This is a genomic window from Streptomyces sp. Je 1-369, from assembly GCF_026810505.1.
Lineage (GTDB): Bacteria > Actinomycetota > Actinomycetes > Streptomycetales > Streptomycetaceae > Streptomyces.
On record NZ_CP101750.1, the window covers coordinates 5,743,182 to 5,767,447 of the forward strand.

Annotated in this window: 18 protein-coding genes; 9 read left to right on the forward strand and 9 right to left on the reverse strand. The window is 71.7% G+C overall.

Going from position 1 to position 24,266, the window contains the following annotated elements; all coding sequences use genetic code 11:
• The first annotated feature begins 57 nt into the window (after positions 1-57).
• The 5 genes from NOO62_RS26340 (at position 58) to NOO62_RS26360 (ending at position 7,163) form a co-directional block, all read left to right on the forward strand.
• Positions 58-1,785: an ABC transporter substrate-binding protein gene (locus NOO62_RS26340; protein ID WP_268773324.1), complete on the forward strand. Its 1,728-nt coding sequence runs from the start codon at positions 58-60 to the stop codon at positions 1,783-1,785.
• Positions 1,782-2,717, forward strand: coding sequence for an ABC transporter permease (locus NOO62_RS26345; RefSeq protein ID WP_268773325.1), 936 nt, complete (start codon positions 1,782-1,784; stop codon positions 2,715-2,717). The genes NOO62_RS26340 and NOO62_RS26345 overlap by 4 nt, the downstream gene beginning before the upstream one ends.
• Positions 2,714-3,712, forward strand: a complete 999-nt coding sequence (locus tag NOO62_RS26350; protein WP_268773326.1) for an ABC transporter permease — start codon at positions 2,714-2,716, stop codon at positions 3,710-3,712. The genes NOO62_RS26345 and NOO62_RS26350 overlap by 4 nt, the downstream gene beginning before the upstream one ends.
• On the forward strand, positions 3,709-5,310 hold the full coding sequence (locus NOO62_RS26355; protein ID WP_268773327.1) for a dipeptide ABC transporter ATP-binding protein: 1,602 nt from the start codon (positions 3,709-3,711) through the stop codon (positions 5,308-5,310). The genes NOO62_RS26350 and NOO62_RS26355 overlap by 4 nt, the downstream gene beginning before the upstream one ends.
• A 200-nt stretch (positions 5,311-5,510) precedes the next feature.
• The gene (locus NOO62_RS26360; RefSeq protein ID WP_268773328.1) at positions 5,511-7,163 is read left to right on the forward strand and encodes a DUF3492 domain-containing protein; all 1,653 of its coding nucleotides are present in this window, start codon (positions 5,511-5,513) and stop codon (positions 7,161-7,163) included.
• Between the two features lie 56 nt (positions 7,164-7,219).
• On the opposite strand, the gene NOO62_RS39140 is transcribed toward NOO62_RS26360, so the two are convergent.
• A complete protein-coding gene (locus NOO62_RS39140) occupies positions 7,220-7,450 on the reverse strand; it encodes a hypothetical protein (protein WP_321170668.1) in 231 nt (76 codons plus the stop codon).
• Here NOO62_RS39140 and NOO62_RS26365 point away from each other — a divergent pair.
• The 4 genes from NOO62_RS26365 to moeZ all read left to right on the forward strand — a co-directional run bounded on the left by NOO62_RS26365 (position 7,445) and on the right by moeZ (position 11,617).
• Positions 7,445-8,629 (forward strand): hypothetical protein, encoded by a 1,185-nt coding sequence (locus NOO62_RS26365; RefSeq protein ID WP_414930886.1) that lies wholly within the window; start codon positions 7,445-7,447, stop codon positions 8,627-8,629. The two genes, NOO62_RS39140 and NOO62_RS26365, sit on opposite strands and share 6 nt — an antisense overlap.
• 49 nt (positions 8,630-8,678) lie before the next feature.
• Positions 8,679-9,638, forward strand: coding sequence for an NAD-dependent epimerase/dehydratase family protein (locus NOO62_RS26370; protein ID WP_055565182.1), 960 nt, complete (start codon positions 8,679-8,681; stop codon positions 9,636-9,638).
• Positions 9,626-10,375 carry a spherulation-specific family 4 protein gene (locus NOO62_RS26375; protein WP_268773329.1) on the forward strand — a complete coding sequence of 250 codons (750 nt, stop codon included), beginning with the start codon at positions 9,626-9,628 and terminating at the stop codon, positions 10,373-10,375. Before NOO62_RS26370 ends, NOO62_RS26375 begins: the two co-directional genes overlap by 13 nt.
• A 63-nt stretch (positions 10,376-10,438) precedes the next feature.
• Complete coding sequence (gene moeZ, locus NOO62_RS26380; protein WP_268773330.1) at positions 10,439-11,617, forward strand: adenylyltransferase/sulfurtransferase MoeZ; 1,179 nt, start codon at positions 10,439-10,441, stop codon at positions 11,615-11,617.
• A gap of 43 nt (positions 11,618-11,660) precedes the next feature.
• Here moeZ and NOO62_RS26385 read toward each other — a convergent pair whose 3' ends face one another.
• From NOO62_RS26385 to NOO62_RS26420, 8 genes are all read right to left on the reverse strand, one after another.
• On the reverse strand, positions 11,661-13,226 hold the full coding sequence (locus NOO62_RS26385) for an alpha/beta hydrolase (RefSeq protein WP_268773331.1): 1,566 nt from the start codon (positions 13,224-13,226) through the stop codon (positions 11,661-11,663).
• Between the two features lie 112 nt (positions 13,227-13,338).
• Positions 13,339-14,889, reverse strand: a complete 1,551-nt coding sequence (locus NOO62_RS26390) for an alpha/beta hydrolase (RefSeq protein WP_268773332.1) — start codon at positions 14,887-14,889, stop codon at positions 13,339-13,341.
• A gap of 104 nt (positions 14,890-14,993) precedes the next feature.
• Positions 14,994-16,433: a protoporphyrinogen oxidase gene (gene hemG, locus NOO62_RS26395; protein ID WP_268773333.1), complete on the reverse strand. Its 1,440-nt coding sequence runs from the start codon at positions 16,431-16,433 to the stop codon at positions 14,994-14,996.
• Positions 16,430-17,629 carry a TIGR04053 family radical SAM/SPASM domain-containing protein gene (locus NOO62_RS26400; protein ID WP_268773334.1) on the reverse strand — a complete coding sequence of 400 codons (1,200 nt, stop codon included), beginning with the start codon at positions 17,627-17,629 and terminating at the stop codon, positions 16,430-16,432. The genes hemG and NOO62_RS26400 overlap by 4 nt, the downstream gene beginning before the upstream one ends.
• The gene (gene narI / locus NOO62_RS26405; protein ID WP_268775786.1) at positions 17,626-18,348 is read right to left on the reverse strand and encodes a respiratory nitrate reductase subunit gamma; all 723 of its coding nucleotides are present in this window, start codon (positions 18,346-18,348) and stop codon (positions 17,626-17,628) included. Before narI ends, NOO62_RS26400 begins: the two co-directional genes overlap by 4 nt.
• Entirely contained in the window at positions 18,348-18,995 is a 648-nt protein-coding gene (gene narJ, locus NOO62_RS26410; RefSeq protein ID WP_268773335.1) for a nitrate reductase molybdenum cofactor assembly chaperone, read from the reverse strand. Before narJ ends, narI begins: the two co-directional genes overlap by 1 nt.
• Complete coding sequence (narH, locus tag NOO62_RS26415; protein WP_268773336.1) at positions 18,992-20,557, reverse strand: nitrate reductase subunit beta; 1,566 nt, start codon at positions 20,555-20,557, stop codon at positions 18,992-18,994. The genes narJ and narH overlap by 4 nt, the downstream gene beginning before the upstream one ends.
• Positions 20,557-24,222, reverse strand: coding sequence for a nitrate reductase subunit alpha (locus NOO62_RS26420; RefSeq protein ID WP_268773337.1), 3,666 nt, complete (start codon positions 24,220-24,222; stop codon positions 20,557-20,559). Before NOO62_RS26420 ends, narH begins: the two co-directional genes overlap by 1 nt.
• Positions 24,223-24,266 lie beyond the last annotated feature (44 nt).

Here is a 24,266-nt window from a genome sequence, read left to right on the forward strand (position 1 = left end):
CCCGGGGTGAGCTCTGTCGCTCCCTTTTCTCACTCATCCCCGAGAGGTCTCTTTCCGATGCGTCGAACGTCCGTCATAGCCCGCCGCGTGGCAGCGGCATCCGTCAGCCTGGTCCTGGCCTCGGGCGCCGTCGCCTGCGCGGGCCCGAAGGACGGCGGCGCCGGGAACGGCGACGGCAAGCCCGCCGAGGGCGGCACGCTCACCGTCCTCAACCGCGATCCACAGACCGACTTCGACCCCGCGCGGCTCTACACCTCCGGCGGCGGCAACGTGCCGAGCCTCGTCTTCCGCACGCTGACCACCCGCAACCGCGAGGACGGCGCCAAGGGCGCCGAGGTCGTCCCGGACCTCGCGACGGACCTCGGCAAGCCGAGCAAGAACGCCACTGTGTGGACGTACAAGCTGAAGAAGGGCGTCAAGTACGAGGACGGTTCGGCGATCACCTCGGCGGACGTGAAGTACGGCATCGAGCGGTCCTTCGCCGCCGAACTCAGCGGCGGCGCGCCCTACTTGAGGGACTGGCTCATCGGCGGCGACAAGTACCAGGGGCCGTACAAGGACAAGAGCGGCAAGGGGCTCGCGTCCATCGAGACGCCCGACGAGCGGACCATCGTCTTCCATCTGAACAAGCCCGAGGGCGAGTTCCCCTACCTGGCGACGCAGACGCAGTTCACGCCGGTGCCGAAGGCCAAGGACAAGGGCACCAAGTACGAGGAGCACCCGGTCTCGTCCGGTCCCTACAAGGTCGTCAAGAACGAGAACGACGGCGAGCGGCTGCGTCTCGAGCGCAATCCGCACTGGTCGGCGAAGACCGACCCGGAGCGCAAGGCCTACCCGGACGTCATCGACGTACGGTCCGGGCTCGACTCGTCCGTCATCAACCAGCGGCTCTCCGCGGGCCAGGGCGCCGACGCCGCCGCCGTCACCACCGACACCAACCTCGGCCCGGCCGAACTCGCCAAGGTCACCGGCGACAAGGAGCTCTCCTCGCACGTCGGCACCGGCCACTTCGGCTACACGAACTACCTCGCCTTCAACCCGAAGGTGAAACCGTTCGACGACCCGAAGGTGCGCCAGGCGATCTCGTACGCCGTGGACCGCTCCTCGGTCGTCAACGCGGCGGGCGGCTCCTCGCTCGCCGAGCCCGCCACCACGTACCTGCCGAACCAGAAGTCATTCGGATACACGAAGTACGACCACTTCCCGGCGGGCCCGTCCGGCAACCCGAAGAAGGCCAAGGAGCTCCTGGAGGAAGCCGGTCACAAGGACGGGCTCACCATCACGCTCACGCACTCCAACGCCAAGGACTTCGAGACCAGCCCCGAGATCGCCACCGCCGTCCAGGACGCGCTGAAGAAGGCCGGGATCACCGTCAAGCTCCAGGGCCTCGAGGACAACGACTACAAGGACAAGACCCACAGCGCCAAGGACGAGCCCGGCCTCTTCCTCGCCCACTGGGGTGCCGACTGGCCCTCCGGCGGCCCCTTCCTCGCCCCGATCTTCGACGGCCGGCAGATCGTGAAGGACGGCGCCAACTTCAACACCGGCTTCCTCGACGACAAGTCCGTCAACGACGAGATCGACGAGATCAACAAGCTGACCGACCTGAAGGCCGCCGCGGAGCGGTGGGGCGCCCTCGACAAGAAGATCGGCGAGGAGGCGCTGACCGTGCCGCTCTTCCACCCGGTCTACAAGCGCCTGTACGGCAAGGACGTCAAGAACGTCGTCATCAGCGACTGGACCGGCGTGCTCGACATCTCGCAGGTCGCGGTGGAGTCGTCGTGACCGTCCGCTCCGTCTTCTGGGGGCGGCTGCGCGCACAGCGCGCCGCCCTCGTGGCGGCGGGCGTCGTCGGACTGCTCGTCGTCGTGGCGCTCGCCGCGCCCCTGCTCACCGCTCTGACGGGGCAGGACCCCACCACGTACCACCCGGACCTCATCGACTCGGCGCGCGGTGGCGTGCCGGTCGGCCCGCTCGGCGGGATCAGCGGCGAGCACTGGCTCGGCGTCGAGCCGCAGACCGGACGCGACCTCTTCGCCCGCCTCGTGTACGGGGCGCGGGTCTCGCTCGGCGTCGCGCTCGCCGCGACCGTCGTGCAGGTCGTCGTCGGTGTCGCGGTCGGGATCGCCGCCGGGTTCGGCAACCGCTGGGTCGACCAGGTGCTCAGCAGGGCCACCGATGTCATCGTGGCCCTGCCGCTCATGGTCTTCGCGCTCGCGCTGATGGCGGTCGTGCCCAGCACCTTCCCGCGGCCCGTGCTCGTCGCCCTCGTCATCGGTCTCGTCGCCTGGGGCAACATGGCCAAGATCGTGCGCGCGCAGACCGTCACGCTCAAGGAGCTCGACCACGTGGCCGCCGCGCGGCTCAGCGGCTGGGGCTCCGTGCGGATCGCCCGCCGCGAACTGCTGCCCGCGCTCGCCGCGCCCGTCATCACCTACGCCGCGCTGCTCGTCCCCGTCAACATCACGGTCGAGGCCGCACTGTCCTTCCTCGGCGTGGGCGTGAAGCCGCCCACCGCGTCGTGGGGACAGATGCTCACGGCCGCGGACGTCTGGTACCAGGCGGCACCGCAGTACCTGCTGTACCCGGCGGGCGCGCTGTTCGTGACCGTGCTCGCCCTCACCGTCCTCGGTGACGGCGTGCGCAGGGCGCTCGACCCGCGCGCCACGTCGCGGCTGCGGATCGGCACCGGACGCAAGCAGGAGGCCCGCGCGTGACCGGCCTCCCCGGGTTCCTGCTGCGCCGCCTCATCGGCGCAGTGGTCACCCTCCTCGCCCTCTCCGTCATCATCTACGCGGTCTTCTACGCCGCTCCGGGTGACGTCGCCCAGATCACCTGCGGCCCGCGCTGCTCGCCCGCCCAGGTCCAGCAGGTCGCCGAACAACTGCGACTCGACGACCCGCTGTACGTCCGCTACTGGGACTTCCTACAAGGCATCGTCGTAGGGCATGACTACTCGACGGGCACCGGCACCGAACACTGCGACGCGCCCTGCCTCGGGATCTCCTACCAGAGCGACCAGCAGGTCACCGCGCTGATCACGGCGAAGCTGCCGGTCACCGGTTCGCTCGCGCTGGGCGCGATGGTGCTGTGGCTCGTCCTCGGGGTGGGCGCGGGCGTGCTCTCCGCCTGGCGGCGCGGCCGCATCAGCGAGCGCGTGCTGACCGCCGTCACGCTCGCGGGCACCGCCACACCCGTCTTCGTGATCGGCCTGCTCCTGATGATCGTGGTCTGCGGTCAGCTCCAGTGGCTGCCCTTCCCGCAGTACGTGAACTTCGCGGACGATCCGACGCAGTGGGCGTGGAACCTGCTGCTGCCCTGGCTCTCGCTGGCCCTCATCGAGGCCGCCAAGTACGCGCGCCTGACCCGCTCCTCGATGCTGGAGACCCTCGCCGACGACCACGTGCGGACCTTCCGCGCGTACGGCGTGGGGGAGCGGTCGATCGTCGGGAAGCACGCGCTGCGCGGCGCCGTCGCGCCCGTCATCGCGCTGACCGCCAACGACTTCGGGTCGATGTTCGGCGGCGCGGTGCTCAGCGAGACGCTGTTCGGACTGCCCGGACTCGGGCGCGAACTCGTGCACGCGGTCAAGGTCGTCGACCTGCCGGTGGTCGTCGGGATGGTCATGGTCACCGGCTTCTTCGTGGTGCTCGCCAATGCCGTCGCGGACGTGCTGTACGCGGTGGCCGACCGACGGGTGGTGCTGTCATGAGTCTCGTCCACGTCACCGATCTGTCCGTCGAGTTCGCGTCCGGCGTACGCGCCGTCGACGGGCTCTCCTTCACGCTGGAGAAGGGCGGCGCGCTCGCCCTCGTCGGCGAGTCGGGATCCGGCAAGTCCACCGTGGCGTCCGCGCTCCTCGGCCTCCACCGCGGCACGGGCGCGCACGTCGGCGGGACGGTACTGGTCGACGGCGTCGACGTACAGGCCGCGTCCGAGGCGGAACTGCGCGGGCTGCGCGGCGGGAAGGCCGCGATGGTCTTCCAGGACCCGCTCTCCTCGCTCGACCCGTACTACGCGGTCGGCGACCAGATCGCCGAGGTCTACCGCGTGCACACCGGGGCGTCCCGGCGGGCGGCACGCGCGCGTGCCGTGGAAGTGCTCGACCGGGTCGGCATCCCCGACGCGGCCCGCCGCTCCCGCTCACGGCCGCACGAGTTCAGCGGCGGCATGCGCCAGCGCACACTGATCGCCATGGCGCTGGCGTGCGAGCCCGCGCTGCTGGTCGCCGACGAGCCGACCACCGCGCTCGACGTCACCGTCCAGGCCCAGATCCTCGACCTGCTGCACACGCTGCGGACCGAGACCGGCATGGGACTGCTCCTCATCACCCACGACGTGGGCGTCGCGGCGGAGAGCGTCGACGAGGTCCTGGTCATGCGCGACGGGCGCGCGGTGGAGCGCGGCGAGGTACGCGACATCCTCGGCGCGCCCCGTGAGGCGTACACGCAGGAACTCCTCAAAGCAGTGCCCCGGGTGGACGCACCGCTCGCGCCGTCCGTCGGGGAGCCGGGCGAGGTCGTGCTCGAAGCGGTCGCGCTCCGGCGCGCGTTCGGGCGCGGGAAGCGCGCGGTCACCGCCGTCGACGACGTCTCCCTCACCGTCCGCCGCGGGGAGACCCTCGGAGTGGTCGGCGAGAGCGGCAGCGGCAAGACCACACTCGGGCGCATGCTGGTCGGCCTCCTCGCGCCGACCTCCGGGCAGCTCCTCCACGGGGGTGTGGAGAAGCCAGGGGGGCAGGTGGTGCCCGGCGTGCAGATGGTGTTCCAGGACCCCGTCTCCTCGCTCAACCCGCGGCGCTCCGTCGGCGAGTCGATCGCCGATCCGCTGCGCGCACGGGGCGAGAGCGACACCTTCGTACGGGGGCGTGCGCGGGAACTCCTGGAGCGCGTCGGCCTGGAACCGGCGCACTACGACCGCTACCCGCACGAGTTCAGCGGCGGACAGCGCCAGCGCGTGGGCATCGCGCGGGCGCTCGCGGCCGAGCCGCGCCTCATCGTGTGCGACGAACCGGTGTCGGCGCTCGACGTGACGACCCAGGCGCAGGTCATGGACCTGCTCGCCGAGCTGCAGCGCGAATTGGGCCTCGCCCTGGTCTTCGTCGCGCACGACCTCGCCGTGGTGCGCCAGGTCAGCGACCGGGTCGCCGTGATGCGACAGGGGCGGATCGTGGAGCAGGGCCCCGTGGCGGAGGTGTACGGAGCGCCCCGTGACCCGTACACGAGACAGCTGCTCGCGGCCGTGCCCGCGCTCGACCCGGAGGCCGCGGCGCGGCGGCGGGCGGTCCGCGAGGAGCTGGCCGCAGCCTGACGGACGGTGACGAAAAGTGGCTTCTGAACTGCTATAGCGCGACAGAACGCCACCGACGCGGGAAAGTTACTGCCGTTCACCCCTTCTGGTGGCGCGATGGACAACCGTCCGTCGCGCCACCCGCATGACCGCTTACGTTCGTCCCGCTGCGAGCCGCCGGCCAACGGCGGCTCACCGAACGGGAGATCGGGGGTGGGCTCGTGCGCGTCGGACTGCTTACGGAGGGTGGCTATCCGTATGTGAGCGGTGAGGCGGGGCTCTGGTGCGGCCGGCTCGTACGGGGGCTCGCGCGGCACGAGTTCGACCTCTACGCACTCAGCCGCAGCGAGCGGCAGGAGGCGCGGGGCCGGGTCGAGCTGCCGCCCCAGGTCGGCAGGGTGCGCACGGCGCCGCTGTGGACCGTCGACGACGAGGCGCTCTGCGCCGCCGGGCCCCGTGGAGGGCGCGGGCGGCGGGCGCGGCGGCGGTTCGAGGAGCACTTCGCCGAGCTCGCGGAGGCCGTCTGCCGGGGCGATCGCGACGCGGTGGCGGACCGTTTCGGCAACGCTCTGTACGGACTCGCCGAACTCGCACGCGACGAAGGCGGTCTGGTCGGCGCGCTGCGCTCGGAGTTCGCGGTCCGCGCCCTGGAACGCGCCTGCCACGCGCCCGGCGCGCTCCGGACCGCCCACTCCGCACGCGTCCCCGACCTGCTCGCCGCCGTCGGCCTGATGGAGCGGGCACTGCGGCCGCTCTCCCTCGACTGGTACGGGCCCGACGCGCTCGGCGCCGTCGACCTCTGCCACGCCACATCCGGCGGACCCGCGGCGCTCCCGGGGCTCCTCGCCAAGCACTTCGTGGGGGTGCCGCTGCTCGTCACCGAGTACGGCGTGCAGCTGCGCGCGCACTACCTGGCGGCGGGCGGCACGGGCCTGAGCGTGCCGACACGCGCCCTGCTCGCCTCCTTCCACGGCCTCCTCGCCGCGGAGGTCTACCGCGCGGCCACGATCGTCACCCCCGGCGACACCCACGCCCGGCGCTGGCAGGAACGCTGCGGCGCCGACCGCGCCAAGCTGCGCACGGTTCACCCCGGCATGGAGGCAGGCCGCTTCGCCGAGATCGGCGAGCAGGGTTACGACGACTTCGTCACCGACCCCGACACCATCCTGTGGGTCGGCCGCGTCGAGCCCGCCAAGGACCTGATCTCCCTGCTCCACGCCTTCGCGGAGATCCGCGCGCGGGTGCCGGGGGCGCGTCTGCGGATCGTGGGGGCCGCGGCAGGGCCCGAGGCGCAGGCCTACCTCGCGCACTGCCGCGCCCTCGCCGCACAGCTCTTCCCGGACGAGGCGCCGGGCGCGCACGCCGTCGGCGACAACCCCGTCTCCTTCGAGGAGATCGGCGGGCCCGACGTGCCCGGCCTCGCCGAGGCGTACGCCGCCGCGGGCGTCGTCGTCCTCTCCAGTGTCGTCGAGGGCTTCCCGGTCAGCCTGGTCGAGGCCATGTTCTGCGGACGCGCGACCGTCTCGACGGACGTCGGCGCGGTGGTCGAGGTCATCGGCGGCACGGGACTCGTCGTACCGCCGCGCAACCCGCGGGCGCTCGCGGAGGCGTGCGTGGCGCTCCTGCGCGACCCCGAGCGGTGCGCACGCCTCGGGGCGGCGGCGCGGGCGCGGGCTCTCGAACTCTTCACCGTCGAGCAGAACATCGCGGCATTTCGAAGCATCTACCTGGAGATCGTCTCGCACTGCCCCGTCCGCAGGGACGCGGTGGACGAGGCGGGCGACCCGGTGCCGTTCGCGCACCCGGCGGAGGCGTACGTACCGGGGCGCTGGGCGGTCGCGGTGGGGGACCGGTTGAAGGGGGCCGCCGTATGAAGGGACTTGAGGGGGCTGGTGCGGCTCTCCCCGGTGAGGGGGTGTCTGTTCCTGGCTCACCGTCCGTTCCCGCCTTCGGCGAAGGCGGACGGGGTGAGTGCGGCGAGCGAGGTGGGCGGGGTGAGCCTGCCGGGCTCGGGGACGGCGATGACGGTGACAGCGGCTGGGACGCGCGGGGCAAGGGGCGGCGCGGTGGCGCCGGAGCGCGGTCGCCGCTCGCCCGCGCCGCCGCCCGCGCCAAGCCGCCCCGACGCGGCGCCGCCGACCCCGTGAAGGCGCTCATGCACCGGCACCGCGAACTGTGCGAGCGAGCCGTCGACCCGCTGGAGATCGCGGCGGGCCTGGAGGCGCACGGAGTCACCGACCGGGCGGCCGCACGCTTCCGGCACCGGGACGTGTTCGCGCTGGCGGAAGAGATGTACGCGCGCGTGCCGACGCACCCGGACGGACCGACGCCCTCGACGGCGACGGTGCGTCCGGCGCCGCCCCCGCAGCGGAAAGTCCCCTGCGGCTGGGCCCTGTTCGCCCTCCTGCCCGGCGCCGTATGCGCGGCCGCAGTCGCGGGGGCCTCTTCCAGCGAGGGGTACGTCCGGCTCGTGACCGTCGTCGTCGGCGCACTCGCCGCAGCCCTCGCCCTGCACGTCGCCCTGCGGTACGGGCCCCTGCGCGCCGCCACCCCTCCGGTACGCGCCACGCGCGCGTGGGTGTGCTGGCTCCTTACGTACGCCCTGCTCGGCGACGGACTCCTGAACGGCGCCGTCACCGGCGGCCCCGACGGCCCCGGCGACCTCTGGGACCCGGCGGTCGCCGCGCTCCTCGGCCTCGCGCTCGCCGTCGCGCCCGCGATCTGGTGTGCCCGCCTCTTCGCCGTACGGGCCGGGGTACGGCTCGCCGCGAGCCGCGGGCTCGACGAGTTCGCCTCCTCCGTACGGCCGTTGCTCCTCGGCGTCCTCGCGCTGTTCCTGGGCGCGCTCGGCGCGCTGCTCGCGGGGGCGTACGCGCTGCTCGGCGACGCGGGCACCGGCCCCGGACACGGCACCCCCGCACTGGTCGGCGCGTTCGCACTCGGCGCGCTGCTCCTGCTCGCCCGGCTCCTCGGTGTCCACGGCTTCACCCGCGCCCCCGTCCTGCTCCTCGGCGCCGCGGGCTCCTGCGAAGCGGCCGCCCTGGCCCTGGTGTTCACCGGCCGACTGCCCGGGCTCGACGCCCTCGCCGCCCCCGTCACGGCCGCCGTGGACGCGTGGGGTCCCGGCGTCGTACCGGCCGCCGCATGCGGCACCGCCGCCCTCGTCCTCCTCGTCCACGCGGCCAGGACCCTGACCCTGGCCTCGGCCCACGCCGGCCCCGGCCCCGGTTTCGGCCCCGGTTTCGGTGGAGACCGCCCTTCCGACCACTCTCCCGCGGGGCCGACACCGCGGGCCCACCCCGTGCACCACGGCAACTTCCCGAAGGAGAAACACAGATGACCACCCGCAGCCGTCTCCGCCGCCGTGCGGCCACCCCGGGAGGCGCCCGATGAGGGTGCTGCTGATCGGAGCCAACGGATACCTCGGCCGGTTCGTCGCCGACCGGCTGCTCGCCGACCCGGCCGTGCAGCTCACCGCACTCGGCCGCGGCGACGACTCGGACGTACGGTTCGACCTCGCCAGCGGGAGCCCCGGCGCGCTCACCCGCTTCCTGGACGCCGTCCACCCGGGCGTCGTCATCAACTGCGCCGGTGCCACCCGGGGCGGCGCCCGCGACCTGACCCGGCACAACACCGTCGCCGTCGCCACCATCTGCGAAGCCCTGCGGCGCAGCGGCTGCGGGGCGCGCCTCGTGCAGCTCGGCTGCGGCGCGGAGTACGGACCGAGCCAGCCGGGCTCCTCCACGGCCGAGGACGCGGTGCCGCGGCCCGGCGGACCCTACGGCGTCAGCAAGCTGGCGGCCACGGAACTGGTGCTCGGCTCCGGGCTCGACGCCGTCGTCCTGCGCGTCTTCTCGCCCGCGGGGCCCGGCACGCCCGCCGGGTCGCCGCTCGGGCGGCTCGCGGAGGCCATGCGGCGTGCCATGCAGGCGGGGGACGGCGAGCTGAAGCTCGGGGGGCTCGGCGTGCAGCGCGACTTCGTCGACGTACGCGACGTGGCGCGCGCCGTGCACGCCGCCTCGCTCTCCGCGGCGCAGGGAGTCGTGAACATCGGCGCCGGGCGGGCCGTACGACTACGTGACGCGGCCGCCGTCCTGGCCCGCGTCGCGGGGTACGGCGGCGCGCTGCACGAACTCGACCAGGTGCCCGTACGGACATCCATCGGCCACCCTCGCGGCGAATCCGAGCACGGGGGGCCGGCCGCGGCCGCGTACCCCTACCCGGACGGCTGCGGGAGCTGGCAGCAGGCCGACGTCCGCACCGCGCGGGACCGGCTCGGCTGGCGGCCCCGCATCAACCTCGAAGAGTCACTCGCCGACATCTGGATGGAGGCCGCATGCCGCATCTGACCAGGACCACGAGGGGTACCGCGAGCACCGGGATACGCATCGGCTTCGGCATCCCGGGCTTCGCCCACCCCCTGGTCGCCCCCGTCGAATGGTCCGAACTCACCCGCCCGGGCACCCCTTTGAAATGGGTTGTCCTGAATGTCGCCAACGGTCCGGGGGAGCGGCCGGACCCGCACTGCCTGGAGGCGGCGGGCCGACTGCGGAACGCGGGCGTCCGCGTGCTCGGGCACCTGGACGTGACGTACGGCGCGCGCGCCTTCGGAGAGCTGATCTCCGACGCGCACCGCTACCTGGACTGGTACCAGGTCGACGGCTTCTCGCTGGACCGCTGTCCCACCGAGCGCGCCGCGCTCCCGGAGGTGCGCAGGACCGTGGCGACCCTCCGGGCTCTGGTCGGGGACGCGCACATCGTCCTCGGGCACGGGACGCATCCCTATCCCGGGTATGCCGAGACGGCCGATCAGATGGTCACCTTCGCGGGGCCTTGGAGCGATTACCGCTGGTCGCAGGTTGCCGAGTGGACCGCGGAGTACCCGCCCGAGCGCTTCTGCCACTTCGTGCACGGCATGCCGCGCGGGCATCTGGAGGAGGCGCTGCGCATCGCCCGCTGGCAGGGCGCCTCGACGATCTACTTCACGGACAGCGTGGACGGGGGTGGTCAGGGCGACGCCTGGCAGTCCATGCCCGGCTACTGGGACGAAATCGTCTCGCGCATCGGAACGGGTGTCTCGGAATGAAGAAGGGCGTGGCAGTGTTACTTGCAGAACAACCGTTCCGCATAACCGACCAACGGAGTCCCCGTGTCGCTGCCACCCCTGGTCGAGCCCGCATCCGAGCTCACCGTCGATGAGGTTCGCAGGTACTCCCGCCACCTGATCATCCCCGACGTCGGGATGGACGGGCAGAAGCGGCTGAAGAACGCCAAGGTGCTGTGTGTCGGCGCCGGCGGCCTCGGGTCGCCGGCGCTGATGTACCTGGCCGCGGCGGGTGTCGGCACGCTCGGCATCGTCGAGTTCGACGAGGTCGACGAGTCCAACCTGCAGCGGCAGATCATCCACAGCCAGGCGGACATCGGCCGTTCCAAGGCGGAGTCCGCGAAGGACTCGGTCCTCGGCATCAATCCGTACGTGAACGTGATCCTTCACAAGGAGCGGCTCGAGGCCGACAACGTGATGGACATCTTCAGCCAGTACGACCTGATCGTCGACGGCACCGACAACTTCGCGACCCGTTACCTGGTCAACGACGCGTGTGTGCTGCTCAACAAGCCGTACGTATGGGGTTCCATCTACCGCTTCGACGGCCAGGCGTCCGTCTTCTGGAGCGAGCACGGCCCCTGCTACCGCTGCCTCTACCCGGAGCCCCCGCCGCCCGGCATGGTCCCCTCCTGCGCCGAGGGCGGCGTGCTCGGCGTGCTGTGCGCGTCGATCGGCTCCATCCAGGTCACCGAGGCGATCAAGGTCCTCACCGGCACCGGCGACGCGCTGGTCGGCCGCCTGATGATCTACGACGCCCTGGAGATGCAGTACCGCCAGGTCAAGGTCCGCAAGGACCCCGACTGCGCCGTCTGCGGCGAGAACCCCACCGTCACCGAGCTCATCGACTACGAGGCCTTCTGCGGCGTCGTGTCCGAGGAGGCCCAGGAGGCGGCGGCCGGTTCGACGATCACTCCCAAGCAGCTCAAGGAGTGGATCGACGACGGCGAGAGCATCGAGATCATCGACGTCCGTGAGGTCAACGAGTACGAGATCGTCTCGATCCCCGGTGCCAAGCTGATCCCGAAGAACGAGTTCCTCATGGGCAATGCGCTCCAGGACCTCCCGCAGGACAAGAAGATCGTCTTGCACTGCAAGACGGGTGTCCGCAGTGCGGAAGTCCTCGCCGTGCTGAAGTCCGCGGGCTTCTCGGACGCGGTGCACGTGGGCGGCGGCGTGATCGGCTGGGTCCACCAGATCGAGCCCGACAAGCCGGTCTACTGACCTGCTGGAAAGCCCCGCTCACCGGAGGTGAGCGGGGCTTTCCTCATGAGCAGACCTTGTTGTTCTCCGGCGGGGTGCCGTCGAGGAGATACGTGTCGATCGCGTCGTCCACGCAGTCGCTGCCCTTGCCGTACGCCCCGTGGCCCTCGCCCTTCCAGGTCAGGTGGACGCCGACGTCCTTGCCGAGCTCGTCCGCCATTTTGCGGGCGCCCTCGTACGGGGTGGCCGGGTCGCCGGTGTTGCCGACGACGAGGATCGGGTCGGCGCCGGGCGCGCTGACCTCAGGGGAGTCGTGCTGACCGGCCACCGGCCACTCGTGGCACCAGCCCGCGGTGTCCCAGCCGAGGAACTCGCCGAACACCGGCGATATCCCGCGGAACCGGTCCAGGCGCTTCTTCGCCTCCGCCGGAGTGGTCCGCGCCTTTGTGTCCAGACAGGCGATCGCCCGCTGGGAGTGGCTCTGCGTGCTGTAGCGCCCCGAGGCGTCGCGTTCGTTGTAGGCGTCGGCGAGCTGGAGCAGCGCCGAACCGTCGCCCTTCTCGGCGTCCGCCAGGCCGCGGGTCAGCGCGGGCCAGGTCTGCTTGCTGTAGAGGGTGACCAGGACGCCGGTGCTCGCGAGGGACTCGGTCAGCTTCCGGTCGCCCGAGGTGCGCATCGGTTCGGCGTCCAGGCGCTCGAACAGCTTCTGTATCTTCGCGGAGCCCGCCTCGGGGTCCTGGCCGCGGGACTTGAAGTAGTTGTCCAGGGCGCGCTGGAAGCCCCGTGCCTGGTTCTCCGCGTGGCCGATCGAGTCGGCGCTCGGGTCGACGACCGCGTCGAAGACGAGGCGGCCGACGCGCCGGGGGAACAAGTGGGCGTACGTGCCGCCGAGTTCCGTGCCGTACGAGACGCCGAAGTAGTGCAGCTTGTCGTCGCCGAGGACCTGGCGCAGGACGTCCATGTCACGGGCCGCGTCGTCCGTCGAGACGTGCCCGATGACGTTCTTCGAGTTCTGCGCGCAGCCCGCGCCGAAGTCCTTGGCGTCCTTGAAGTACGCCTTCTCCTCGGCCGCGGTGTCCGGCGTGAGGTCGACCTTCTTCTCCGCTGCCTGGGTCGCCGCGTCGTCGCGGCAGCGCACTCCCTCGCTCGCCGCGACCCCGCGCGGGTCGAAGCTCACCAGGTCGTACCGCTCGCGCAGCGTGTCGTACGAGTCGGCGAAGGACGGGAGCCCGGAGACGCCCGAGCCGCCGGGACCGCCGAAGTTGAAGAGGAGGGAGCCGATGCGGTCGCCCTCGCCCGTGCTCTTGGCGCGTATCAGGGCGATGCCCATGGTCCCGCCGTCCGGCTTGCCGTAGTCCAGCGGGACCTTCAGCGTCGAGCACTGCCACGCGGCGCCGGGCGCGCTGCCGCCCTCGGGCGCCTTGCAGCGGCTCCAGTCCAGCTTCTGGGAGGTCAGCGAGGCGGGCAGGGTGGAGGAGGGGTCCGGCTTGGGCTTCGGCTCGGGGGCGGTCGCCGAGGGGTGCTTGCCGTCGTCCCCGTCCCCGTCGTCGGACGAGCCGCACCCGGCGGCCAGACCCGCCACGAGCACGCCTGCTGCGGCCAGGGCCGCGGACCGTACGAAACGCTGCATGAAGGCGCTTCCCCCCTCGGAAGACAGTTCAGGCCATCGTAGGCGGGACCACTGACAGGGCCGGGTGGGGGATGGGCGGGGACGGGCAGAGGGCGGGCCGGGAGGCGCGGCGTCAGGAACAGACCGTTCCCTCCTTCGGGACCTTCCCGCCCAGCAGATAGCCGTTCACGGCGTCCCGCACGCACTTGTTCTTGCTGTCGTACGCCCCGTGCCCCTGGCCCTTGTACGTCAGCTCGACCCCGACGCCCTCGCCGAGCGCCTGCGCCATCTTGCGGGCCCCTTCGTACGGCGTGGCCGGGTCGCCGGTGTTGCCGATGACGACGATGGGCGGCGCGCCCGCCGCGCTCACGTCGGGGTGGTCCACCTGGCCCTCGACGGCCCAGTCGGTGCAGCTGACCATGCCCCACGCGAGGTAGTCGCCGAACAGGGGTGATGCCTTACGGAACTCGGGGAGCTTCTTCTCGACGTACTCCGTGTCGTAACGCGCCTTGTCGTCCGCACAGTTGATCGAGACGTTGGCGGACTGGATGTTGCTGTACTCGCCGTCCTCGCTGCGCCCGTTCATCGAGTCGGAGAGCGCCATCAGGATCTTGCCGTCGCCCTCGTAGGCCTCTTCGAGGCCCTGGGTCAGATACGGCCAGAAGTCCTTGGAGTACAGGGACTGCGCGATGCCGTTGGTGGCGGCCGTCTGCGTCAGCTCGCGCGGTGCGATGCCCTTGATCGGCTTGCTGTCCAGGTCCTTGAGGAGCTTCGCGATCCGGTCCTTGACGTCCTGCTCCGTGTCGCCGACGGGACAGTCCGCCTCCTGTGACGTGCAGTCCTTCGCGAAGTTGTCGAGCGCGAGCTGGAAGCCCTCCGCCTGGCCGAGGGAGCCCTTCTCGGCGGTCTGGGTGGGGTCGACGACCGCGTCGAAGACGGCGCGGCCCACCTTCTTGGGGAACAAGTGTGCGTAGACCCCGCCGAGTTCGGTGCCGTACGAGATGCCGAAGTAGTGCAGCTTGTCGTCGCCGAGGACCTGGCGCATCAGGTCCATGTCGCGGGCGGCGTCGGTGGTGCGGACGTGCGGGAGGGTCTTTCCCGCGTTCTTCTCGCAGCCGTTGTTGAAGTCGCGGACGTTGGCGAGGTGCTTCTCGCGCTCGGCCTCGTCGTCGGGCGTGGAGTCCTGCTGGAAGTACGTGTCCAGTGCGGAGTCGTCCTCGCACCTGATGCCGGCGCTGCGGCCGACACCGCGCGGGTCGAAACTGACCAGGTCGTAGCGGGTGCGCAGCTTCGCGTAGTCCTCTCCGAAGGCGGGCAGCGTGGTGATGCCCGAGCCGCCGGGGCCGCCGAAGTTGAAGACGAGCGAGCCGATGCGGTCGCCCTTGTCGCCGCTGGTGGCCGCCTTGATCAACGCGATGTCTACCGTGTCGCCCTTGGGCTTCGACCAGTCGAGGGGAGCCTTCATGGTGGCGCACTGCCACTCGGCGCCGCCCGGCAGCGGGGACGGGGCCTCGCCGCCGCCCTCCGCGGCGTCGGGCGCGGGGCAGTCCTTCCAGCTCAGCTTCTGAGCCGACAGATCCTCGTCCTTGGAGTCGTCGCTGCCGCCGCACCCCGCGAGGGCGGCGGACAGGAGAAGGGTCGCGGCGGCCAGCGCGGTGACGCGCGGCGTGGACTGTGTGGGCATGTGCCCATCCTGCGGCGGGACCTGACGGGACGCTCGGGGCGCGGGCCGTGTGGGTGAGGAATCGGCCACTTCGTGCGGGTGGGGCAGGTCCGCGCGACTCCGTGTCAGTCCTCGGCGATCTGCCGGGCCGCGGCCGTCCCCGTCGCCACGCACGCGGCGACGCCCACCCCGTCGTACGCGGCGCCGCACAGGGCGAGCCCCGGCAGCTTGCCGACGGCCTCACGGACGCGGGCGACGCGCTCGGTGTGTCCGACGCCGTACTGCGGCAGACCGCGCTCCCAGCGGGTGACGCGGGCCGCGACGGGCTCGCCGATGGAGCCCAGGGCCTGGTGCAGCTCGATGACGGAGCTGCGGACCAGATGGCGGTCGGGGACGGCGAGCCGGTGCTCCTCGGCGACGCGGCCGATGGAGGTGCGCAGCAGGAAGACGTCGGGCGCCTCCTCGCGCTGCCACCGCCACTTGTTGGAGAGGAACGTGGCGGCCTTGAGGGTGCGCCCGTCGACAGCGGGCACCAGGAAGCCGTTTCCCTCGGGAAACACCTCTCCGGAGACGTGGCCCGGCCCGCTCCCGTGCGCCCGGGTGAGGGCCTCCGCGCGCGGAAACGCCAACGTCACCACGGCGGTGCTGGCGTGCTGGATCGCGCCGAGGTCGGCGTCGGCCAGCGGCGCGTGCGGCCGCAGCAGCTCCGCGGCCTCGTACGCGGGCACGGCGAGGATCACCGCGTCCGCCTCCAGGAGGAGGGGACCGTCGCCTGTGGAGGCCAGGACACGCCACCGTCCTGCCGGGGTGCGCTGCAGCTCACGCGCGCGCGTGCCGGTGAGCACCCGGGCGCCGCTCGCCGCGGCGACGGCGAGGGGCAGACGCCCGGTGCCGCCGTGCAGGCCCTGGACGGGGACGGCACGGGGGGCGCCCGCGCGCGGGAAGGACCCGCCGTCGGGCGTACGCGTCCGGCGCAGCGCCGCGAGCAGCGGCTCCCCGCGCTCGGCGACCGCCGCCACGCGCGGCAGCACGGTACGCAGCGAGAGCCGGTCGGGGCGGCCCGCGTAGACCCCGCCGAGCAGCGGCTCCACGAGCCGGTCCACGGTCTCCTGCCCGAGCCGGCCGCCGAGGTACTCGGCCACCGACGCGTCCTCGGTCATCGGCTCGGCCGGCAGCGCCTCCTCGTGGCGCAGCCTGGCCACGCCCTCGTCGGACAGCAGCCCCGTGCCCGCCAGCGCGTCCGGGTCGGTGGGGATGCCCATGACGTGGCCGGGCGGCAGCGGGCGCAGCGCACCGTTCGACCACAGGGTGGTGGGCGCGGGAGCGGGGTCGCACAGCGCGTCGCCGAGGCCGACCTCCTGGGCCAGGCGCACGGCCTCGGGGCGGAGCGCCATCAGGGACTCGGCGCCCTCGTCGACGGGGACGCCCGCGAGGGTGCCGGTGCGCAGCTTCCCGCCGATGCGAGGGGCACCCTCCAGGACGGTCACTTCCGCGTCGGCGCGCAGCCGCCAGGCGGCGGTAAGGCCGCTGATGCCGCCGCCGACGACGATCACTGAACGCGTCATGCCGTACGTCCTTCCCGGAGCAGCTCCCGCAGCTCGTCCTGGTAGGGGAAGCTCCCCGGTTCGTACGCGCACCAGGGGTCGGCGGCGAGCACCCGCCCCGTCGCCCCGTACGCGCGTGAACGGGAGCCCCCGCACACGGTGTTGAACTCGCAGCGTCCGCACGCGCCGCCGAGCAGCGTGGGTTCGCGCAACGTCGTGAACAGCGCGGAGCCGCGGTAGATGTCGACCAGCGGATGGTGCTTCACGTTGCCGGCCGACAGCGGCAGGAAGCCGCTGGGACGGACCTCTCCGGTGTGCGACACGAAGACGAAGCCGCGCCCCGAGCCGACGTCCATGGGCGGCCTGCGCACCGCGCGCCGCTCCCCGTCGTGCAGGCCGAGGGCACGCGCGCGTGCCGTCAGACGGGCGTACAGGGAGCCCAACGCGGGCTCCTCGCCGTGCCGTTCCAGCAGGGTGCGCTGGAGGGCCACGCGGCGGAAGTGATGGCCCTCCGTGGTCTTGGTGGCCATGACCGCGCCCGTGTCGTACAGGAAGTGCAGGACGTCCTCGACCTCGTCGGCGGTGAGCGAGGCCAGCTGTTCGCCGCGCCCTGTCGGCACCAGCACGAAGCCGCTCCACAGCATCGCGCCCTCCCTGCGCACCAGGGCCGCGATGTCCGCGAGGTCCTCCAGGCTGTCGCGGGTGACGGTGGTGTTGACCTGCACCTTCAGGCCTAGTTCGCGGGCCGTGCGCCAGCCGTCGAGGGTCCATTCGAAGACGCCGTCCACGCCGCGGAAGGCGTCGTGCCGCACGGCCGTGGACCCGTCGATGCTCAGGGACAGGGCGACGGCGCCCGCGTCGCGCACGGCGGCCAGGTTCGCCCGGTCCAGCGTCGGCGTCCCCGAGGGGGAGACGGCGACGCGCAGTCCGAGGGCTGTTCCGTAGGCGACGAGGTCGGTGAGGTCGGGCCGCTGGAACGGGTCGCCGCCGGTGATCACGAAGAGCGGGCCCGGCTTCCCGAAGGCGGCGATCTGGTCCATGAGGCGGCGGGCGTCCGCGCCGTCCAGCTCGCGCGGGTCGCGTGCGGGCTGCGCCTCGGCCCTGCAGTGCAGACAGGCCAGGGGGCACGCGCGCGTGGCCTCCCAGATGACGATGAAGGGGCGCTCGGCGACGTCGTGCCGCGGACGCCGTACGACGCGGCTTGCGGCGCGGCTCACGAGGCGCGCTCCCAGCCGCGCTTCGGACGCCGGTTCGCGAGCTCCTGGGGGTCCCGGCCGCGGTAGACGACGTAGGGCCTGAACACGTACTTGAAGGGCGCGCTGACGACGTGGGCGAGCCGTGAGAACGGGATCAGTGCGAACAGCGCGAAGCCGAAGACGATGTGCAGCTTGAAGGCGAGGGGCGCGGCGCCCATCAGGTGGTAGTCGGGCTGGAGCGTGAACAGGCTGCGGAACCAGACGGAGATGCCCTCGCGGTAGTTGTAGTCGACCACTCCGGAGGAGTTGAGGACGGTCGCGAGGAGGCCGAGCAGCATCGCCCCGAGCAGCACCGTGTACATCAGGTGGTCACTACGGAGAGTGGCTTTGCGGACGGCCGGCACCGTGCAGCGCCGGTACACGAGGATGCCGATGCCGACGGCGGCCGCGACACCCGCGACCGCGCCGGTGGAGACCGCCATCAGGTGGTACGTGTGGTCGCTGACGCCCACCGCGTCGGTCCAGCTGTCCGGGATGACGAGGCCCACGACGTGGCCGAGCACCACGAACACCATGCCGAAGTGGAAGAGCGGTGAGCCGATGCGCAGCAGCCGTGACTCCTGCAGCTGCGAGGAGTGCGTGGTCAGGCCGAACCGGTCGTAGCGGGCCCGCCAGACCAGACCCGCGATCAGGAGGGTGACGGCGACGTAGGGCATGACGCCCCACAGGAGGAGGTCCATCACGCCGGGGTCCTTTCCTGGGCGGCGGTTTTCCGGACGGCGGATGTCCGGGCGGTGGGCCAGGGGAGGTCCACGCCGGGGCCGAAGGGTTCGAGTCCGACGGTCTCGCGGGGCGGCCCGCTGCGGGCCAGCGCCTTCGCCTCGGCGCGCGTCTTCGGGGAGGGACCGGGGAGCGTCCCGCAGACCGCTTCGAGCACGCGCGCGTAGGGCGTGTCCGCGTCGGTCACGGCGAGCCGCAGCAGTTCGAGTCCGGCCCGGTGCTCCTCCAGGAGGGCGGTGCCGGCCTCCTCCTCGCGGGCGGCGAACTCCAGCAGCACCGGGAGGAAGTCGGGCAGCTCCTTGGAGGCGAACTCCAGGCCGTGCTCGCGGTACACCTGCTTGACGCGCACCAGGGAGAGCCCCCGGTTGCGGGTGTCGCCGTCCGACCACCAGGTGAGGTAGAGGCAGCGGCGGTTACGGGTGTCGAAGACGTCCGTGTAGTGCGCGGCGAGGTCCAGGGGGCGTCGCACGCGCGCGTGGGCGATGAATTCCCGCAGCAGCGGGTGGTCGGTCGCTTCGTGGAGGCGGTCCAGCTCCGCGTACAGCCGCTCGTCCGGGTACTGCAGGAGCCGCCCGGCGACGAGCCGGACGACGGCGTCGGGGGTCATACGTTCCTCCGGGTGGGGCTGAGGTTGAGCATGACGCGCTCCTGGGGAGCACTGCCCGGGGCGTCGGCGACCGGGCAGCCGTCGGCCACGTCGTTCAGGGGGTGCGTCTCCGCGAGGGCGTCCGCGTCGGCGCGGGCGGCGGTCGGGACCACGTACCGGTCCTCGTACTTGGCGATCGCCAGGAGCCGGAACATGTCCTCCATCTCCTGGCCGGTGAGGCCGACCGCCGAGGCGATGGACTCGTCGCGCTCCTCACCGAGGTTGACGCGGCGCATGTAGGCGCGCATGGCGGCCATCCGGTGCAGCACCGCGTCCACGGCGTGGGTGTCGCCCGCGGTGAGCAGCGCGGCGAGGTACTCCACCGGGATGCGCAGTGCGTCGATCGCTCCGAAGAGGTTGCCCGCGTCCTCCCCGTCGCGGCCCGCGGCGGCCACCGCCTCGACCACCGGGGACAGCGGCGGCACGTACCAGACCATCGGCATGGTGCGGTACTCCGGATGCAGCGGCAGCGCGACCTGGTACGTCCTGATGAGGTCGTACACGGGGGAGCGGCGGGCCGCGTCGAGCCACTCGTCGGTGATGCCCGAGGCCCGGGCGGCGGCCACGACCGCCGGGTCGTTCGGATCGAGGAAGCACTCCAACTGGGCCGGATAGAGGTCCTGTTCGTCCTCCACGGCGGCGGCCTCGGCGACCTTGTCGGCGTCGTACAGCATGACGCCCAGGTAGCGCATGCGGCCGACGCAGGTCTCCGAGCAGATGGTCGGCATCCCGGCCTCCACGCGCGGGAAGCAGAAGGTGCACTTCTCCGCCTTGCCGGTGGCGTGGTTGAAGTAGACCTTCTTGTAGGGGCAGCCGGTCACGCACATCCGCCAGCCGCGGCACTGGTCCTGGTCGACGAGGACGATGCCGTCCTCCACGCGCTTGTACATCGCTCCGGAGGGGCACGACGAGACGCACGCGGGGTTGAGGCAGTGCTCGCAGATCCGCGGCAGGTAGAACATGAAGCTCTGCTCGAACTCGAAGCGGATCTTCTCGCCCACCTCGTCGCGGACCTTCTCGACCAGCGGGTCCTTGGGGCCGTGCTCCGGGGCGCCGCCGAGGTTGTCGTCCCAGTTGGGGCCCCATTCGATGGTGCCGATGGGCTCGCCCGTCACCTGCGAGACCGGCTTGGCGACGGGCATGTCGTCGCCCGCCGGGGCGTCGGTGAGGTTCTTGTACTCGTACGTCCACGGCTGGTAGTAGTCCGAAAGCTCAGGCAGCTCGGGGTTGGCGAAGATCTGCCCGAGCCGCTTGAGGCGCCCTCCGGCCCTCAGCCGCAGCCGGCCGGACCTGGTCCGCTCCCAGCCGCCCTTCCACCGCTCCTGGTCCTCCCAGCGGCGCGGATAGCCCTGTCCGGGGAGCGTCTCGACGTTGTTGAACCAGACGTACTCGGTGCCCTTGCGGTTTGTCCACGCCTGCTTGCAGGTGACGGAACACGTGTGGCAGCCGATGCACTTGTCGAGGTTCATGACCATGGCGACTTGGGTCATGACGCGTCCGATGGTGACTCCGTCACGGGGCATCAGTAGGTGACCTCCTGGTCGCGGCGGCGGATGACCGTCACCTCGTCACGCTGGTTGCCCGTCGGGCCCAGGTAGTTGAACGCCCACGTCAACTGGGCGTAGCCGCCCACCAGGTGGGTGGGCTTGAGCATGATCCGGGTGAGGGAGTTGTGGATGCCGCCGCGGCGGCCCGTCTTCTCCGTCTTCGGGACACCGACCGTCCGCTCCTGGGCGTGGTTCATGTAGACCGTCCCCGGCGGCATCTTGTGGGACACGATCGCGCGGGCCGTGACGACGCCGTTGCGGTTCACGGCCTCGATCCACTCGTTGTCGCGCACCCCGATGGCGTCCGCGTCCTGCGGGGACATCCACACCGTCTGGCCGCCCCTGCCGAGCGTCATCATGTAGAGGTTGTCCTGGTACTGGGAGTGGATCGCCCACTTGTTGTGCGGGGTCAGGAACCGCACGGCGACCTCGCGGCCGTCCTTTGCGCCGTCCGTCCGGGAACCCAACTCGGGCTCTCCGTAGAGGCGGTGCATGTTCAGCGGCGGCTTGTAGACGGGCAGCGCCTCGCCGACCTCGTGGATCCAGTCGTGGTCGAGGAAGAAGTGCTGGCGCCCGGTGAGGGTGTGCCACGGCTTCAGGTGCTCGGTGTTGACGGTGAACGCGGTGTAGCGGCGCCCTCCGGACTCGCTGCCCGACCACTCGGGCGACGTGATGACCGGCACCGGCCGTGCCTGGGTGTCCGCGAACGTGATCCGCTTCCCCTCGGCCTCGGCGGCCAGGTGCGCCATCTCCGTCCCGACGCGTTTCTCCAGCGTCTCGAAGCCCTGGGTGGCCAGGCGGCCGTTGGAGGTCCCGGAGAGCGACAGGATCGCCTCACAGGCCCGTTGGGCGGTGTCCAGGCGGGGTCGGCCGTCCGCGGTGCCGCCGCGCACGGTGCCGTTCTTCGCCTTCAGGTACGCGACTTCCTCGGCGACGTCGAACGTGACCGCCTTCGTGGTGACACCCAGCTCGTCGACGAGCGGGCCGAGCGCCGCGAACTTCTCGCCGACCGCTCCGTAGTCGCGTTCCACGACGGCCAGGTTGTACATCGTGCGTCCCGGGACGGGCTCGCACTCGCCCTTCGACCAGTCCAGCGCCACCCCGCCGGGCTGCGCCATCTCACCGCCCGGGGTGTCGTGCTGCAGCGCCGTGGCGACCAGGTCGCGGCGTACGCCCAGGTGCTCGCCCGCCAGCTCGCCGAACCGGCGCGCGACGGCGAGGAACGCGTCGTAGTCGGTGCGCGCCTGCCAGGGCGGGTCCACGGCGGGAGTGAAGGCGTGCAGGAAGGGGTGCATGTCCGTGGAGGACAGGTCGTGCTTCTCGTACCAGGTCGCGGCGGGCAGGACGACGTCGGAGAGCAGCGTCGTGGACGTCATCCGGAAGTCGAGGCAGAGCAGCAGGTCGAGCTTCCCCTCGACGTCCTCGGTGTGCCACTTCACGTCGCGCGGTGTGCAACGCGGGCCGTCTTCGGGGAGGTTGGAGTGCGTGCCGAGCAGATGCTTCAGGAAGTACTCGTTGCCCTTGGAGGACGAGCCGAGCAGGTTCGCCCGCCATACGTTGAGCACGCGCGGCCAGTTGCCGGGCGCGTCGGGGTCCTCGCCCGCGAAGCCCAGCGTGCCCTCCTTCAGCTCCCGCACGGTGTCGGCCACGGGGTCCTCGGCGGCGCCGAGGTCCAGCGGGTTGCGGTCGAAGGTCGGGTACGACGGCATCCAGCCCATGCGTGCGGACGCGGCGAGACAGTCGGCGCCCGTCATCCCCTCGAAACGGCCCTCTCCCAGCGGGGAGGCGAGGGACTCGGCGGGGAGGGTGTCGTAACGCCACTGGTCGGTGTGCAGGTAGAACCAGCCCGCGCCGATCATGTGCCGGGGCGGCCGCCCCCAGTCGGACGCGCTCGCGAGCGTCGCCCAGCCCGTCACCGGACGGCACTTCTCCTGCCCTACGTAGTGCCCCCATCCGCCGCCGTTGCGCCCCTGGCAGCCGGTGAGGGTGAGCAGCGCAAGGAACGCGCGGTAGGTGGTCTCCGCGTGGAACCAGTGGTTGGTTCCCGCGCCCATGAGGATCATGCAGCGCCCTTGTGACGCCTCGGCCGTGTCGGCGAATTCGCGCGCCACGCGCGTGGCCTGCGTGGCCGGCACGGACGTGAGGGTCTCCTGCCAGGCGGGCGTGCCGGGCTGGGAGGCGTCTTCGTAGGAGGCGGGCCACTCGCCGGGCAGCCCCGCGCGCGGGACCCCGTACTGGGCGAGCATCAGGTCGTGGACGGTGGTGACGAGCCGACCGCCGACACGGCGTACGGGCACGCCGCGGCGTACGACAGCGCCGTCGCCGGAGGCGCCCTCTTCGAAGCGGGGCAGCACGATCTCGGCCGCACCCTCGCCGTACAGGGTGAGCCGGGGAACGGTGTCGCCGAGGTCGAGGTTCCAGTCGGGGGTCCCTGAGGTGCCCCAGCGGTGGCCCAGGGTGCCGTTCGGGACGGTCGGCTCACCCGTCGCGTCGTCGATCAGGACGGTTTTCCACCGCGCGTTCTCGGTCTCCTCGCCGAGGTCGGCCGCGGTGAGGAACTTGTGCGGCACGAGGCCCTTTTCGGTCTCGTCGAGCGTGACCAGGAAAGGCAGATCCGTGTAACGGCGTACGTAATCCTGGAAGAACGGAGTCTGCCGGTCGACGAAGAATTCCTTCAGGATCACGTGCCCCATCGCGAGGGCGAGGGCGCCGTCCGTTCCGGGGTGCGGGTGCATCCATTCGTCGGCGAACTTCGTGTTGTCCGCGTAATCCGGCGACACGGTGACGACTTTCTGCCCGCGGTAGCGCGCCTCCGTCATCCAGTGCGCGTCCGGAGTCCGCGTCACCGGCACATTGGAGCCCCACATCATCAAATACGCGGCGTCCCACCAGTCACCCGACTCCGGTACGTCGGTCTGGTCGCCGAACACCTGCGGAGAGGCGACGGGAAGATCCGCGTACCAGTCGTAGAAGGAGAGCATCGGGGCGCCGATGAGGGAGTGGAAACGGGCACCCGCGGCGTGCGACGCCATCGACATCGCGGGAATGGGGGAGAACCCCGAGACGCGGTCCGGGCCGTGCTCCTTGATCGTGTGCACGTGCGCCGCCGCCACGATCTCGACGGCCTCGTCCCAACTGGCCCGCACCAGGCCGCCCTTGCCGCGTGCCCGCTGGTAGCGTCGGCGGCGCTCGGGGTCGCTCTGGATGTCGGCCCAGGCGAGCACGGGGTCCTTCAGCCGCGCCTTCGCCTCCCGGTACATTTCCAGGAGCGCTCCGCGCACGTGGGGATAACGTACGCGCGTCGGCGAATACGTGTACCAGGAGAACGAGGCTCCGCGCGGACATCCGCGGGGTTCGTATTCGGGGCGGTCGGGGCCGACGCTCGGATAGTCCGTGGCCTGCGTCTCCCACGTGATGATGCCGTCCTTGACGTACACCTTCCAGCGACACGATCCGGTGCAGTTCACGCCGTGCGTGGAATACACGACCTTGTCGTGGCTCCAGCGGTCACGGTAGAAGGCCTCTCCGTCCCGGCCGCCGGTGTGCTGCACCCGGTGCAGATCCTCGGACGTCTCCGCGGTCCGGGTGAAGAAACTCCCGGCCTTCACGAGCGACTCAGCGATGTCTTTCCTCTGCTGCAACGTCACATCTCCTGGCCGTCCCGAAGAAAAGGCCGCACGGCACG